At 72.3% G+C, this 13,107-nt stretch carries 13 protein-coding genes and 2 pseudogenes; 9 read left to right on the forward strand and 6 right to left on the reverse strand.

Features of this window, described 5'->3' with window-relative positions:
* Window positions 1-11 precede the first annotated feature (11 nt).
* Together KXC43_RS29025 and KXC43_RS29030 are read right to left on the reverse strand one after the other, a co-directional pair.
* The gene (locus tag KXC43_RS29025) at window positions 12-971 is read right to left on the reverse strand and encodes a helix-turn-helix transcriptional regulator (RefSeq protein WP_221379356.1); all 960 of its coding nucleotides are present in this window, start codon (window positions 969-971) and stop codon (window positions 12-14) included.
* Window positions 968-1,948, reverse strand: coding sequence for a helix-turn-helix transcriptional regulator (locus KXC43_RS29030; protein ID WP_221379357.1), 981 nt, complete (start codon window positions 1,946-1,948; stop codon window positions 968-970). Before KXC43_RS29030 ends, KXC43_RS29025 begins: the two co-directional genes overlap by 4 nt.
* A gap of 158 nt (window positions 1,949-2,106) precedes the next feature.
* Here KXC43_RS29030 and KXC43_RS29035 point away from each other — a divergent pair, with 158 nt between their 5' ends.
* Window positions 2,107-3,081, forward strand: coding sequence for a cation diffusion facilitator family transporter (locus KXC43_RS29035; RefSeq protein ID WP_221379493.1), 975 nt, complete (start codon window positions 2,107-2,109; stop codon window positions 3,079-3,081).
* 10 nt (window positions 3,082-3,091) lie between these two features.
* Window positions 3,092-4,171: a DUF3866 family protein gene (locus tag KXC43_RS29040; RefSeq protein WP_221379358.1), complete on the forward strand. Its 1,080-nt coding sequence runs from the start codon at window positions 3,092-3,094 to the stop codon at window positions 4,169-4,171.
* Here the strand turns inward: KXC43_RS29040 and KXC43_RS29045 are convergent.
* Window positions 4,120-5,580 carry a GGDEF domain-containing protein gene (locus KXC43_RS29045; protein ID WP_255645019.1) on the reverse strand — a complete coding sequence of 487 codons (1,461 nt, stop codon included), beginning with the start codon at window positions 5,578-5,580 and terminating at the stop codon, window positions 4,120-4,122. The two genes, KXC43_RS29040 and KXC43_RS29045, sit on opposite strands and share 52 nt — an antisense overlap.
* A 59-nt stretch (window positions 5,581-5,639) precedes the next feature.
* Window positions 5,640-6,281: an O-methyltransferase gene (locus tag KXC43_RS29050; protein WP_221379359.1), complete on the reverse strand. Its 642-nt coding sequence runs from the start codon at window positions 6,279-6,281 to the stop codon at window positions 5,640-5,642.
* Window positions 6,282-6,344: 63 nt separating this feature from the next.
* Here KXC43_RS29050 and KXC43_RS52840 point away from each other — a divergent pair, with 63 nt between their 5' ends.
* From KXC43_RS52840 to KXC43_RS29085, 7 genes and pseudogenes are all read left to right on the forward strand, one after another.
* A complete protein-coding gene (locus tag KXC43_RS52840) occupies window positions 6,345-7,616 on the forward strand; it encodes an MFS transporter (RefSeq protein WP_308129303.1) in 1,272 nt (423 codons plus the stop codon).
* 16 nt (window positions 7,617-7,632) lie between these two features.
* On the forward strand, window positions 7,633-8,052 hold the full coding sequence (locus KXC43_RS29060; RefSeq protein WP_221379360.1) for an SAM-dependent methyltransferase: 420 nt from the start codon (window positions 7,633-7,635) through the stop codon (window positions 8,050-8,052).
* Between the two features lie 88 nt (window positions 8,053-8,140).
* Window positions 8,141-8,521, forward strand: coding sequence for a VOC family protein (locus KXC43_RS29065; protein WP_221379361.1), 381 nt, complete (start codon window positions 8,141-8,143; stop codon window positions 8,519-8,521).
* Between the two features lie 261 nt (window positions 8,522-8,782).
* Window positions 8,783-8,893 (forward strand): annotated as a pseudogene (locus KXC43_RS52845) (sigma factor); the annotation flags it as partial.
* Window positions 8,894-8,960: 67 nt separating this feature from the next.
* Window positions 8,961-9,335 (forward strand): nuclear transport factor 2 family protein, encoded by a 375-nt coding sequence (locus tag KXC43_RS29075; protein ID WP_308129304.1) that lies wholly within the window; start codon window positions 8,961-8,963, stop codon window positions 9,333-9,335.
* Between the two features lie 414 nt (window positions 9,336-9,749).
* Window positions 9,750-10,004 (forward strand): annotated as a pseudogene (locus tag KXC43_RS29080) (chromosomal replication initiator protein DnaA); the annotation flags it as partial.
* 432 nt (window positions 10,005-10,436) lie between these two features.
* A complete protein-coding gene (locus KXC43_RS29085; RefSeq protein ID WP_221379363.1) occupies window positions 10,437-11,474 on the forward strand; it encodes a serine hydrolase domain-containing protein in 1,038 nt (345 codons plus the stop codon).
* Window positions 11,475-11,481: 7 nt separating this feature from the next.
* On the opposite strand, the gene KXC43_RS29090 is transcribed toward KXC43_RS29085, so the two are convergent.
* Together KXC43_RS29090 and pafA are read right to left on the reverse strand one after the other, a co-directional pair.
* Window positions 11,482-11,652, reverse strand: coding sequence for a hypothetical protein (locus tag KXC43_RS29090; protein WP_221379364.1), 171 nt, complete (start codon window positions 11,650-11,652; stop codon window positions 11,482-11,484).
* A gap of 63 nt (window positions 11,653-11,715) precedes the next feature.
* Complete coding sequence (gene pafA, locus KXC43_RS29095; RefSeq protein ID WP_221379365.1) at window positions 11,716-13,074, reverse strand: Pup--protein ligase; 1,359 nt, start codon at window positions 13,072-13,074, stop codon at window positions 11,716-11,718.
* Window positions 13,075-13,107: the final 33 nt, after the last annotated feature.

Genomic DNA, 13,107 nt, shown 5'->3' on the forward strand with positions numbered 1-13,107 from the left:
ACCGGGCCACCCTACCGGCCGGGGGTGCTGTACTGGTCGAGCGCCGCCGTGGCCTGTTCGCGGATCCGGTCCAGCAGCTCCGGCGGGCCGAGCACGGTGACGTCGGGCCCGAGCCCCAGCAGCAGCCGCTGCGCCCAGCCCAGGTCGGTGACCCGCATGGTCACCACCCACTCGTCGCCGGACCGGCGCACCTCCTCCACCGGGTAGTACTCGGTGATCCAGCGGCTGCCGCGGCCCACCCGCAGGGTGACCAGCTGCAGGTCCGGGGTGGGGCGGAAGACCCCGTCGCTGACGTCGTGCGGCACCGCGTCGGCCGGCGGGCGGGACGGCTCGTCGAGCTCGGCGAAGTCGTCGATGCGGTCGATCCGGAACAGCCGGGTCGCCTCGGCCCGCCGGCACCACGCCTCCAGGTAGGCCTTGCCGCCCACCATGAGCACCCGCATCGGGTCGACGACGCGCTCGGTCGTCTCGTCGCGGGCGGCCGTGTAATAGGTCATCCGCAGCGCGTGCCCGCTCTCGACCGCCGTCCGCACGTTGTCGACGCGCTTGCTGTTGGCCGGCAGCCTGACCGCCACCGGCGCGCCGGCCAGGTCGCCGGCCGCGTTCTCGATCTTGGCGAGGGCGCGTTCGATGACGTCGCGGTGGCCGGTGCCCGGCGTCTCGGCCAGCATCCGCAGGGCCACCACCAGGGCCAGCGCCTCGTCCTGGGTGAGGCGCAGCGGCCGGTCGATGCCGGCGTCGTGACTGATCGTGACCCGGTCGCCGTCGAGCGCCATGTCGATCAGGTCGCCCGGGCCGTAGCCGGGCAGGCCGCACACCCACAGCAGTTCCAGGTCCTCCCGGAGCTGGCGCTCGCTGACGCCCAGGTCGGCGGCCGCCTCGGCCACCAGGATGCCGGGCCGGGCCAGCAGGTACGGGACGAGCAGGAGCAGCCGTCCGAGCCGGTCGGCGCTCTGCCGCGGGCCCGTCATGCCGCCACCTCGTGTCGCGCCACGACCTCCTTGAGCAGCTGGATCACGGCCTCCCGGACCTCCGGCGGCCCCTCGGCCCGCACGTCCGGCCCGTAGCCGACGATCGTCGCGGCCAGCCGCTCGGCGTCCGAGTACGGGATCGTCAGCGTGTCCCCGTCCGGGCCCGGCCGCGCGTCGGTGGCCCAGCGCCGCAGCCCGGCCGCCCGGCCCGGCCGCACGGTGACGGTGGCCCGGCCGTTGTGCGGCACCGGCCCCGACCACTTGGCGACGTGGCTGATCAGGTCTTCGTTCTCGGGCGGGTTGAACGCGCCCGGCCGGCCCAGCGCCTTGACCGCGCCGACGATGCGCGACAGCCGGAAGCACCGGGTCGCGTCCCGGTCGCGGTCGTGACCCACCACGTACCACCGGCCCTGCCAGCAGACCACGCCCCACGGCTCGAGCCGGCGGGTGGCCGGGTCGTCGACCTCGGGCACCCGGTAGCTGAAGCTGACCGCCCGGCGGTCGCGGGCGGCGCTGGTGAGCGGCCCGAACGCCGGGTCGACGGTGACCACCGGCTCGACCCCGAGGGTGGCCTGGGGATCGACCTCGACCCCGGCCGCGCGCAGCTTGGCCAGGCCGGACGACGCGGCCGCGGCCAGGCCGGCGTGCTGCCAGAGCCGGGCCGCGATGCCCACCGCGGCAGCCTCGTCGGGCTCGAGCCGGATGGCCGGCAGCGCGTACTCGCGGTGTGCGATGCGGTAGCCCGGTTCCTGATCGAAGACGCTCGCCGTACCCGTCTCGAGCGGAACGCCCAGGTCGCGCAGCTCGGCCTTGTCGCGCTCGAACTTGCGCTGGAAGGCTTCGTGGTCGCGCGGGTCCTCCGGGTCGTGCTCGTAGCCGGGCACCGTCGCGGCGATCTGCGCGGCGGTCAGGAACCGACGCGTCGACAGAAGGCAGATCACCAGGTTCACCAGGCGCTCGGTGCGGGTGCGCGACACGATTGGCAACGCTAGCAGGGTGGACGCCGACGTGACGTACGCGCTACGCCCGGGCGGTTTCCCGCGGGAGCGCAGCGGAAAGGTAGGCCCGGGTGAGCACCGCTGAAACCCCGGAAGAGCAGCTCCCGGTCGGTCTGGCCGCCGCCGGACCCCTCCCGATGGGCGATTCGTCCGATGAGTCCGAAGCACCGGAGAACGAGAGTGTGGGCACGGTCATCGTGGCCGGCCTGGCCAACCTGGCCATCGCCGTCGCCAAGCTGGTCGCCGGCATGGTCTCCGGCTCGGCGGCCATGGTGTCCGAGTCGGCGCACTCCCTCGCCGACACCATCACCGAGGTGTTCCTCTTCGTCGCCCTGCGGCGCGGCGCCACCCCGGCCGACGAGGAACACCCGTTCGGGTACGGCAAGGAGAGCTTCGTCTGGGCGTTCATCGCCGCGGTGTTCACCTTCGTCGGTGGCGCCGGCTTCTCGATCTACCACGGCATCGAGACGATCGTGCGCGGGGAGGAGACCGGCGACTTCGGTTGGTCGTACCTCGTGCTGGCCGTCTCGTTCGTCGCCGAGGGCACCTCGTTCCTGCGCGCCCGGCGCCAGGTCACGGGCGCGTCGCGGCGCTGGGGCGTCACCCGGTCGCGCTTCCTGCGGCTGACCCCGGACACCACCGTCAAGGCCGTCTACTTCGAGGACTCGGCCGCCCTGATCGGCCTGATCCTGGCGGGCGCCGGCCTGGTGCTGACCGAGCTCACCGGCAACGGCATGTGGGACGGCATCGCCTCGATCGCGATCGGCCTGCTGCTCTTCGGAGTGGCCGCGGTCCTCGCTCAGAGCAACGCCTCGCTGCTCGTGGGCCGGGCGGTGCCGCGCCGGGTGCACAACCAGATCGCCGCCGACCTCGCCTCGATCCCCATCGTGGTGGCCGTGCCGACGCTGCTGACCATGCAGCTCGGCCCGGGCGACATCCTGGTCGCGGCCAAGGTCGACTTCCGGGACGACGTCCGCGGGGGCGAGATCGAGGCGGCCAGCGACGAGGCCGAGCGCCGCCTGCGGGCCCGCTACCCAGGCATCCGGTACGTCTTCCTCGACCCGACGCGCGGCACGGCGGGCCGCAACCACGTCGACGGCGGCGTCGAATAGGGTTCCGGCCATGGTGCGGTGGCGGTCCGGAACAGTCCAGGCGATCCGGCGCCGGTGGCACGGCGCGGTCGAGCTCGACGTCGCGACCGGCGACGGGCCCCTGAAGGCGCTCGCCTACCCCGCGCTCACCGGCGAGCCCGAGCCGGGCGACCGCGTGCTGCTCAACGTCGGGGCGCTGGTCATGGGCCTCGGCACCGGGGGCTACGCGCTGGTGGTGGCGCTGCCCGACCGGCTGCCGGCCGATCCGCCCGACGACGGCGCCAACCGCGACTCGGGCCACCTCGTCAAGGCCCGCTACACGCCGCTGCAGGCGATCGGGCTCGGCGTCGACGAGGAGGCCTCGCCGCACCGCGAGGTGATGGCCGCGGCCACTTCGCTCGACGGCATGCCGGTGGTCCTGGCCGACCTGCACTCGGCACTGCCGGCCATCGTCGCCGCCGTCCGCTTCGACCGGCCGCGGGCCCGGATCGCGTACGTCATGACCGACGGCGGGGCGCTGCCGGCGTGGTTCTCACGCACCCTGGACGGGCTGCGCGACCACCTGGTGGGCACGGTGACCACCGGGCAGGCGTTCGGCGGCGACCTCGAGGCGAGCACCGTGCACACCGGCCTGCTGGCGGCGCGGCACGTGCTGCGCGCCGACGTCACGGTCGTCACGCAGGGGCCGGGCAACCTCGGCACGGGCACGACCTGGGGGTTCTCCGGGGTGGCGCTGGGCGAGGCGGTCAATGCCACGGGCACCCTGGGCGGGCGGCCGGTCGGCTCGTTGCGGATCTCGACGGGCGACGGACGGCCCCGGCATCGCGGCGTGTCGCATCACAGCCTCACCGCGTACGGAAAAGTGGCCCTGCTCCCCGCCGACCTGCCCGTGCCCGAAGGCCTCGACCCCCACCTGGCCGTCGAGATCGACGCGGCGCTCGCGCCGCTGGCGGCGAGGCACCGCCTGCCGCGCGTGCCGGTCGACGGTCTCGACGAGGCGCTGCGCGCGAGCCCGGCGCCGCTGTCGACGATGGGCCGCAAGCTCGACCAGGACTACGCCTACTTCCTTGCCGCGGCCGCCGCGGGCCGGTTCGCTGCCGCCCTGATCTGATTGCGGCCGGCGTTCTTGGCCTGGTAGAGCGCAGCGTCGGCCCGCTCGATGAGCTGGTCCGACGTCTCCGCCTCGTCCCAGACCGCGATGCCGGCCGAGAACGTCTGACCCAGCGGGGTGGCCGCCAGCGCCCGCCGCAGGACGTCACGCGCCTCCTCCCCGGACGCGCCGGGCAGCAGCACCACGAACTCCTCGCCGCCGTAGCGGGCCAGGGTGTCCACCGTACGGAGCTCGCCGTGCCAGGCCGTGGCCGAGGCCTTGAGCAGCCGATCCCCCGCCGGGTGGCCGTAGGCGTCGTTGAACTGCTTGAACAGGTCGAGGTCGAGCACGGCGACGCTGACCGGACGCCCGTCGCGGCGCGCGATCTCGAGGGCCCGGGGCAGCTCGTCGTTCCAGGCCCGCCGGTTGGGCAGCCCGGTCAGCTCGTCGCGCCGGGCCAGCTCGCGCACCTGCTGGGCCTGCCGCTCGACCTGCCGCACGAGCTGCGCCATCCGCGTGACGACCAGCAGGAAGAGTGCGAACGAGGCGACCACGATGGCCATCCCGTCGGTCACGGCGCCGTGGGCCAGCTGCACCGCGAGCAGGGCCGGCGCCACCAGCGAGGCCAGGGTCAGCAAGGCCAGGTGGACGCGACCCAGCCGTGCCACCGCCGGGCCGGCGGGCGCGCCCAGCGTCCGCGCGTCGCGATGCAGCGCCGCCACGCCGAACAGCGAGAACGCGACGAGGAAGATCGACGAGAGGGCCCGGTTGACCCAGACGATGTCCTCGACGGGGTAACCCTGGTCGATCAGGTTGCCCACGACCACCCAGGCCGTGTCGCCGACCAGGAAGGCCCCCAGCGACGCGGTGAGCAGCCAGAACGGCGCGCCGCGGGTGCCGCCGCCGCGCAGCAGCCGGGTCATCATCGCGATCATGACGAGGTCGCCGATCGGATACGCGGACTGCGTCGCCTCGCCCAGCATCGTGATCTTGCCGCCCTGGGCCGACGGCGCAATCACGTAGACCCAGGCCAGCAGGCCGAAGCCGGTGGTGACCGTGGTCGCGTCGATCATCGCGGTCCAGTCGCGGCCGGTCTCGCGGCGGCGGATCAGCACGGCGATGCCGGCCGCGCAGAACGGGTAGAGCAACAGGAACAGCGGGTCGGACGGCGTCGGCAGGTCGACCAGCTGCCAGAGCTCGGTGCAGACGACCGAGACGCCGATGCCGGTGACGTTCGCGCCCAGGCCGGCCGCGAACAGCCACCAGGGCAACCGGTCGCGCCGGGGCAGGCGGCGCGCGCCGGCCAGCACCGCCGCCACCCCGGCGTAGCCGATGGCCATCTGCCAGCCGCCCACCAGCCACGGATCGTCGGGCAGGAACTGGTAGACGGCAATGGCCAGAGCCACGGTCACCGCGAAGACGATCGGCATCCGTCCAGCACAACCCCGGCCGGGGAGAAGCCGGGACGTTCGCGGGTGCGATCCGGTTGCTACCGCTTGCGGACCAGCGTCACCCCGTCCCGTACGGGAAGCATGACCGACTCGACCCGGTCGTCCGTCACGATCCGGTCGTTGAGGTCGCTGACGGCCACGTCCCACTCGTGCTCGGGATGCAGGACCCGCCCGGCACGCAGCACGTTGTCGATCACCATGAGGCCGCCCGGGCGCAGCCGCGGCACGAGCTCGTCGTAGTACTTCGGGTAGCTGATCTTGTCGGCGTCGACGAACGCGAAGTCGACCACCGGGTCGCGGTCCAGCGCCCGCAGGGCCTCCAGGGCCGGACCCAGGTTCAGCTCGATCAGGTCGTCGACCCCCGCCCGTGCCCAGTACCGCCGGGCGACGTCGGTGAACTCCTCGGAGACGTCGCACGCGATCAGGCGTCCGTCCTTGGGCAGCCCGCGCGCGACGCAGATCGACGAATAGCCGGTGAACACGCCCACCTCGACCGCGAGCCGAGCGCCGGTGAGCCGCACCAGCATGGTGAGCAGCTCACCCTCGTCGTGCGAGATCTGCATGCCGGCGGCGTCGGGGAACGCGTCGCGGGTCTCGGCCGCGAGGTCCCGCAGCACGTCGTCGGCCGGGGTGCAGTGCTCGAGCAGGTAGTCGCTGACAGCCGGATCGATGATGTCCATCCGGCCAGTCTCGTACGTCTCACCGCTTTGCGTCAGGATGCATAAGGCACTTATGATCCTGGCGTGCCTGCTTCTCTCCGCCACCAACCCAAGGCCGTGTACGCGGTAGCGTTCGCCTGCGTCGTCAGCTTCATGGGCATCGGCCTGGTCGACCCGATCCTGCCCGCCTTGTCCTCGCAGCTGCACGCGAGCCCGAGCCAGGTCAGCCTGCTGTTCACCAGCTACCTGGTCGTCACCGCGATCGCCATGCTCGGCGTCAACTGGGTCTCCAGCCGGATCGGCCCCAAGCGCACCCTGATCACCGGCCTGGCCGTCATCGTCGTGTTCTCGGCGCTGGCCGGCCTGTCCGGCTCGATCGGCGGCATCGTCGGCTTCCGGGCCGGCTGGGGCCTGGGCAACGCCCTGTTCATCGCCACCTCGCTGGCGGTCATCGTCGCCTCGGCCACGGGCGGCTTCGCCGGCGCGATCGTCCTCTACGAGGCGGCGCTGGGCCTCGGCATCGCCGCCGGCCCCCTGATCGGCGGCCTGCTCGGCGACATCAGCTGGCGCGGCCCGTTCTTCGGCGTCGCCGCCCTGATGGCGATCGCGCTCATCGCCACGGTGACGCTGCTCGACCGGACTCCCCCGCCGCCGCGCCGGATCAGCCTGGCCGAGCCGTTGCTGGCCCTGCGGCACCGCTCGCTGCTGACGATGTGCGTGACCGCGTTGCTCTACAACTGGGGCTTCTTCACGATGCTCGGCTACGCGCCCTACCCGATGGAGCTGTCGGCGATCCAGCTCGGCTTCGTCTTCTTCGGCTGGGGTCTGCTGGTAGCCGTCTTCTCCATCACCGGCGCCCCGCGACTGCAGGCCAGATTCGGAACAGCGCCTTCGCTGTACGGGGCCCTGGGCGCCTTCGCCGTGCTGCTGCTCCTGATCGGACTGTTCACCGACGTGCGCTGGGCGCTGATCGTGTGTGTCGTCCTCTCCGGCGCGATGGTCGGCATCAACAACACGCTGACCACCCAGGCGGTCATGCTGGTCTCCCCCGTGGAACGCCCGATCGCCTCGGCCACGTACGGCTTCGTCCGCTTCATCGGCGGCGGCCTGGCCCCGTTCGTGGCCGGCAAGATGGTCGACCGCTGGAACATCCACGTCCCCTTCGTGGCCGGCGCGGTAGCCGTCCTGCTGGGCGTCCTGGTGCTGGCCACCAGCCACCGCACGCTGACCGAGGCCGACCGGCGCCTGGCTTCCGGCGCCCCCGCCGCGGTGGAGGGCGAAGTAGCCGACGAGTTCGGCGGCGCCCCCGACGCCATCGACGCCGAACTGCAGCACGAACGAGCCACCCGCCCCTGACCGCTACCGTGGGGCCGTGCCCGCTTCGTCCCGCCTGCTCGCCGTAGTCGAAGCCCTGCCCCTGGAACCGGACCTCCGCGTCCTCGAGATCGGCTGCGGCCCCGGCGTCGCCGCGCGGCTGGTCGCCGCCCGCCTCGCCACGGGCCACATCCTGGCCATCGACCGCTCGGCGACCGCCGTCGCCCAGGCCACCGCGGGCTCAGCCGCGGAGATCGCGTCCGGCCGCCTCGGCATCCGGCACGTGGCAGCCGAGGACTTCGTCCTCGAACCGGGCGAGCAGCCGTACGACCTGGTCTTCGCCGTCCGCGTCGGGGCGCTCGACGGCCGCCACCCCGCCCTGGGCGTACGCGTCATGGAGCGCCTGGCCCGAGCCACCCGTCCCGGCGCCCGCCTGTTCATCGACGGCGGCAACCCTCTGCGCGAGCTCCCGATCTGACCGCCGGTCCCGAATTCGTCCGCGCGAGCCCGGCGGCGCCCGGGCCGGCGACTCGCCCGAGGGTGCGCACGACCGGCAGAATGACCGCATGGCCCAGCCAGTGGTGCACTTCGAGATCATCGGAACCGACCCGGCCGCCCTGCGCGGCTACTACGGAGAGCTCTTCGGCTGGCAGTTCGCCACCGGCGGCCCCGTGGCCGAGCCCGTCTCCGAGGCCGGCAACTACGGATTCACCGAGGGCGAGACCATCCCCGGCGGCATCGGCGGCGGGGACGGCTACCAGCCGAAGACGGTCTTCTACGTGGGCGTGCCGGACGTGGCGGCCGCCCTGGCCAAGGCCGAAAGCCTGGGCGGCCGGCGAGTGATGGGCCCGGTCCGCTCGCCCGGCACCGACCTCGTGGTGGCCCATTTCACCGACCCCGAGGGCAACCTGATCGGGCTGGCCGGCCCGGCGCCCGGGCAGTCCTGACCCACCACGACATGGCACTCCTGCCCGGTGCTTCGAGCAGTCCCGGAAGTTCAAGCCGCCCGGCGGCGGGCGGCTTCGAACGGGGCGCGGTCGAAGAGGAAGCGGCTGCGGACGATTCTGCCGTCGCGGACGGCGTGGAACAGCCGCGACCTGGACCCGGTGGACAAGGCCACGCTGGACCGGGCCCGCCGCGGTGACGGCGACGCCGTCCGCACCTTGACGGCGCCGCACGAGCGAAAACTGCTGCTGCATTGCTACCGGATGCTCGGCTCCCTGACCGACGCCGAAGACCTGCTGCAAGAGACGATGCTCGCCGCCTGGCGCGGCCTGCCCGGTTTCGAGGGCCGGTCGTCGCTCCGCACGTGGCTCTACCGGATAGCCACCAACCGCTGCCTCAACGCCCTGCGCGACGGCGGCCGCCCACCGAACCGCAAACGACGTGGTCGACCCCGCCCGGTCGCGTGCCCGGTGCGTCGAGGACGCTGTGGCGCGCCGCTTCGCGGAGGCATTCACGGCCGGCGACGTCGACGCTGTGGTCGCTCTGCTCACCGACGACGCCTGGCTCAGCATGCCGCCCGCCCCGCACGAATATCACGGGCGTGACGCCGTCGCCGGCTTCCTCCGGGCCGGCATGGCGCACGCCGACGGCCGGAGCCTGACGCTCCGACCCACGCGCGCCAACACTCAGCCCGCGTTCAAGGCCGCCTTCCCCGAGGGCCCGGCCGGCATCGGCGTCCTGACGGTGGCCGGCGACCGAATCGCCGCGATCACCCGCTTCCACGACATCGCCCTGGCCACCCGATTCCCGGACTGACGATCCGATTCACCCGGCCCGGGCCAGGCTCGCGGCGATCGCCCCTGCTTGCCGTGCCCGGCTCCTCGACGTGAGTTCGGTCCGTCAGCAGCCCGCAGTTCCACGCCGACCCCGAGTCGCCGGCCTCCCTCGGCGGGCCAAAGCTCTTCGTCGACCGGTGAGCCTGCTGACCTACGCCAGCAGTTTCCGCCACGGGCGTGTCGACTGCCGGGGGACTCGCGTGTCGGGCCGGGCGGGGGCTTGGATGGGGCGATGCCGAAGGTGGACATCAACCCAGCCGATTACGACCTCTTCGCCGCCCGGGCCGCAGCGGCCGGGCTTACCGTCGACCAGTGGCTCACCGCAGCCGGGCTCACCACAGCCGGCCGGGAGTCCTCCGCCCCCGCCTCGCTCGACGACCTCTGGGCGACCAGTCTGGGCGACCTCGACGGCCAGATCGCCTCCACCCAGCAGCGGTCCTACCTGCGGCTGGCCCGTCTCAACGCCATCGTCGAGGGCGTGGCCCTGTTAGTCGTGCCCGACGCCTTCACCCGCGACGTCATCGAGTCCCGGCTGCGCGCCACCCTCACCGAGGCCCTGAGCCGCCGTCTGGGCACCCCCATCCAGATCGCTGTGAAGCTCGACGAACCCCGGCCCACACCCGCGCCGCCGCCCGCAGCACCGCCCCCGACGCCGGACCTTCAGCGCCTCACCGAGCTGCTGGCCCGTCCCGAGGTCGCCCGCCAGATTGCCGAAGTCCTGACCGCCGCCGGCTGATCCACCGGCACACGCGACGCCCCTCCCCCATCGGCACACGGCGACGCCTCCTGAGGCGCCCCAACCGCCACACCGCAGACCAGCAGGCCGAGACACGAGCGGCCTACGCGAAGCGCTGGGCTACGAGCCGGCCTGTGGACAGCCGAAGTGTGGACAGCTCCGCTGTGGACAACCCCAGCTCTGGACAGCCCCACTGTCGACAGCACAGCTTTTGGACAGCCCCGCTGTCGATAGCCGGGTCGGCCACGGAGCGAACACCTAGGGGGTGGCTGGGGGCGATGCCCGATGGCAGGGCCCGGAGCCGATGAGAAGGCTGAGGAGGCAGCCTCTGGAGGGAGCACAGGCATGTCTCTTCGACCGTTGGTAGCCGGGCTCGCGGCCCTGGCCATGATCGCGGTGGCCACACCAGCGCAGGCGGGCCCGAGCGCACTGCAACGGGATCTGGACGCCATCGTCGCCGAGGGGCCGGCCAGCGCGCTGGCCGAGGTGCGGGACGGCGGCCGGATCATCCGGTTGACCAGTGGGAGCGCGCGGTTCGGGACGCACGAGCGGGTGGATCCGCGCGGGCGTTTCCGGGTCGGCAGCGTGACGAAGATGCTGATCGCCACGGTGGTGATGCAGCTGGTGGCGGAGCGGCAGATCGGTCTCGACGACAAGGTCGACCGGTGGCTGCCGACGATGCCCGGTGTGACGGTGCGGCAGCTGCTCGACCACACCAGCGGCCTCTACGACGTGACCCGGACTCTGCCGCTCAGGCCGCCCAGCGCGTTCCTGCCGCTGCGCTGGAAGACGTGGACTCCGGAGGAGTTGATCGCCCGCGCGATGGCGGAGGAGGCAACGTTCCCGCCGGGCGACGGCTATGCCTACACGAGCACCGGCTATCTCATCCTGGGCATGCTCATCGAGCGGGTCACCGGCCGCCCGTACGCCGTGGAGGCATCGCGGCGGCTTCATCTGCAGAAGTCGACGTTCCCCGGCACCGACGTCCGGATCCGGGGGCCGCACGTGCGCAACTACGTGCCGGACGGTGCCGGCGGCGTGATCGACGTGACCGAGATGAACCCGTCGGTGATGGGCGCGGCCGGGGAGGCCGTCTCGACGGCGTCCGACCTCAACCGCTTCCTCACGACGCTGCCGCCGGAGCTGCTGCGGCGCATGAAGACAGTGACGCCGCCGTCGTCGCGGGGCCTCGGCCTGGAGTTCCTCGACACGCGGTGCGGCCCCGCCTACGGGCACATGGGCGACGCGTACGGGACCTCGGCGTGGGTCTTCGCCACCGGACCCCAGCACTCGGTGACGCTGTCGGTGGCGTGGGGCACCAACCGGCCCAGCAAGGCGTCCGTGGCAGCGCTCATCGACGACGCGCTGTGCCCTGCGAGATGACGACGCCCTACGAGGTGACCACCAGAACGAGCCAGCCGAGCAGAATCACACCGAGGATCGCGGCCAGCACCCACGTCGGGACGCGGTGGCCGCCCTCACGGTTGCGGCGGACCTCGGCGCGGATGCGGTCGCGCTTACGGTCGGCCCGGGAACGCGGTTGCTGGTCGGGCCCGTCCATGACCCGACCAGCCTAACGCCTGGTTCACCGCCGGGGCGGGAGCCGCAGCCCCCGCCCCTGAGCTCACATGCTGGCGATCAACCGTTCCACCCGCTCGTCGTACGCGCGGAACGGGTCTTTGCAGAGCACGGTGCGCTGCGCCTGGTCGTTGAGCTTGAGGTGCACCCAGTCGACGGTGAAGTCGCGGCGCTTCTCCTGCGCGTGGCGGATGAACTCGCCCCGCAGGCGGGCCCGGGTGGTCTGCGGCGGCGTCTCCTTGGCCTCGAAGATCTCGAGGTCGTTGGAGATGCGGTCGACCTGCTTGCGCTTCTCCATCAGCGCGTAGAGGCCGCGGCCCCGGCGCACGTCGTGGTAGGCCAGGTCGAGCTGGGCGATGCGCGGGTGGCTCATCGGGATCTGGTGCTTGGCCTGGTAGCGCTCGATCAGCTTGTACTTCGACACCCAGTCGATCTCGCGCGAGACCGGGTCGAGGTCGCCGCTCTCGATCGCGTTGAGCACCCGGCCCCACAGCTCGACGACCCGCTTGGCCGTCGGGTCGCCGCCGCGGCGCTCGACGAACTCGGTCGCCTTGGCCAGGTACTCCTGCTGGATCTCGAGGGCGCTGACCTCTTTGTTGTTGGCCAGGCGGATCTTCCGGCGGCCGGTGATGTCGTGGCTGACCTCGCGGATCGCGCGGATCGGGTTCTCGAGCGACAGGTCGCGCATGACCACGCCGGCCTCGATCATGCGGAGCACGATGTCGGCGCTGCCCACCTTGAGCAGCGTGGTCACCTCGTTCATGTTGGAGTCGCCGACGATCACGTGCAGGCGGCGGTAGCGCTCGGCGTCGGCGTGCGGCTCGTCACGCGTGTTGATGATCGGACGGGAGCGGGTCGTCGCGCTGGAGACGCCCTCCCAGATGTGCTCGGCCCGCTGCGACAGGCAGAAGACGGCGCCACGAGGAGTCTGCAGCACCTTGCCGGCGCCGCAGATCAGCTGACGGGTCACGAGGAACGGAATGAGGACGTCGGCGAGCCGGCCGAACTCGCCGTGGCGCGACACGAGGTAGTTCTCGTGACAGCCGTACGAGTTGCCGGCGGAGTCGGTGTTGTTCTTGAACAGGTAGATCTCGCCCGCGATGCCCTCGTCGTGCAGCCGCTTCTCGGCATCGACCAGCAGGCCCTCCAGGATCCGCTCGCCGGCCCGGTCGTGGGCGACGAGATCGGTCACGGAGTCGCACTCGGGGGTCGCGTACTCGGGGTGGGAACCGACATCGAGGTAGAGGCGGGCGCCGTTACGGAGAAAAACGTTGCTGCTGCGTCCCCAGGACACCACTCGGCGGAACAGGTAGCGGGCCACCTCGTCGGGAGACAGCCGCCGCTGCCCCCGGTAAGTACACGTGACGCCGTACTCGGTCTCGAGGCCGAAAATTCGCCGTTCCATGACGAAACACTAGCCGCATAAGCCATCCATTGG

It is taken from the genome of Paractinoplanes polyasparticus (genome assembly GCF_019710575.1).
Classification (GTDB): domain Bacteria; phylum Actinomycetota; class Actinomycetes; order Mycobacteriales; family Micromonosporaceae; genus Actinoplanes; species Actinoplanes polyasparticus.

Bases quoted from the DNA above. Each gene is read 5' to 3' on its own strand.
- KXC43_RS29045 (WP_255645019.1), bottom strand. From the start codon at position 5,580: ATGCCGATCGTCTTCGCGGTGACCGTGGCTCTGGCCATTGCCGTCTAC.
- pafA (WP_221379365.1), bottom strand. From the start codon at position 13,074: ATGGAACGGCGAATTTTCGGCCTCGAGACCGAGTACGGCGTCACGTGT.
- KXC43_RS29085 (WP_221379363.1), top strand. From the start codon at position 10,437: ATGTCTCTTCGACCGTTGGTAGCCGGGCTCGCGGCCCTGGCCATGATC.
- KXC43_RS29090 (WP_221379364.1), bottom strand. From the start codon at position 11,652: ATGGACGGGCCCGACCAGCAACCGCGTTCCCGGGCCGACCGTAAGCGC.
- KXC43_RS29025 (WP_221379356.1), bottom strand. From the start codon at position 971: ATGACGGGCCCGCGGCAGAGCGCCGACCGGCTCGGACGGCTGCTCCTG.
- KXC43_RS29035 (WP_221379493.1), top strand. From the start codon at position 2,107: ATGGGCGATTCGTCCGATGAGTCCGAAGCACCGGAGAACGAGAGTGTG.
- KXC43_RS29050 (WP_221379359.1), bottom strand. From the start codon at position 6,281: ATGGACATCATCGATCCGGCTGTCAGCGACTACCTGCTCGAGCACTGC.
- KXC43_RS29065 (WP_221379361.1), top strand. From the start codon at position 8,141: ATGGCCCAGCCAGTGGTGCACTTCGAGATCATCGGAACCGACCCGGCC.
- KXC43_RS29040 (WP_221379358.1), top strand. From the start codon at position 3,092: ATGGTGCGGTGGCGGTCCGGAACAGTCCAGGCGATCCGGCGCCGGTGG.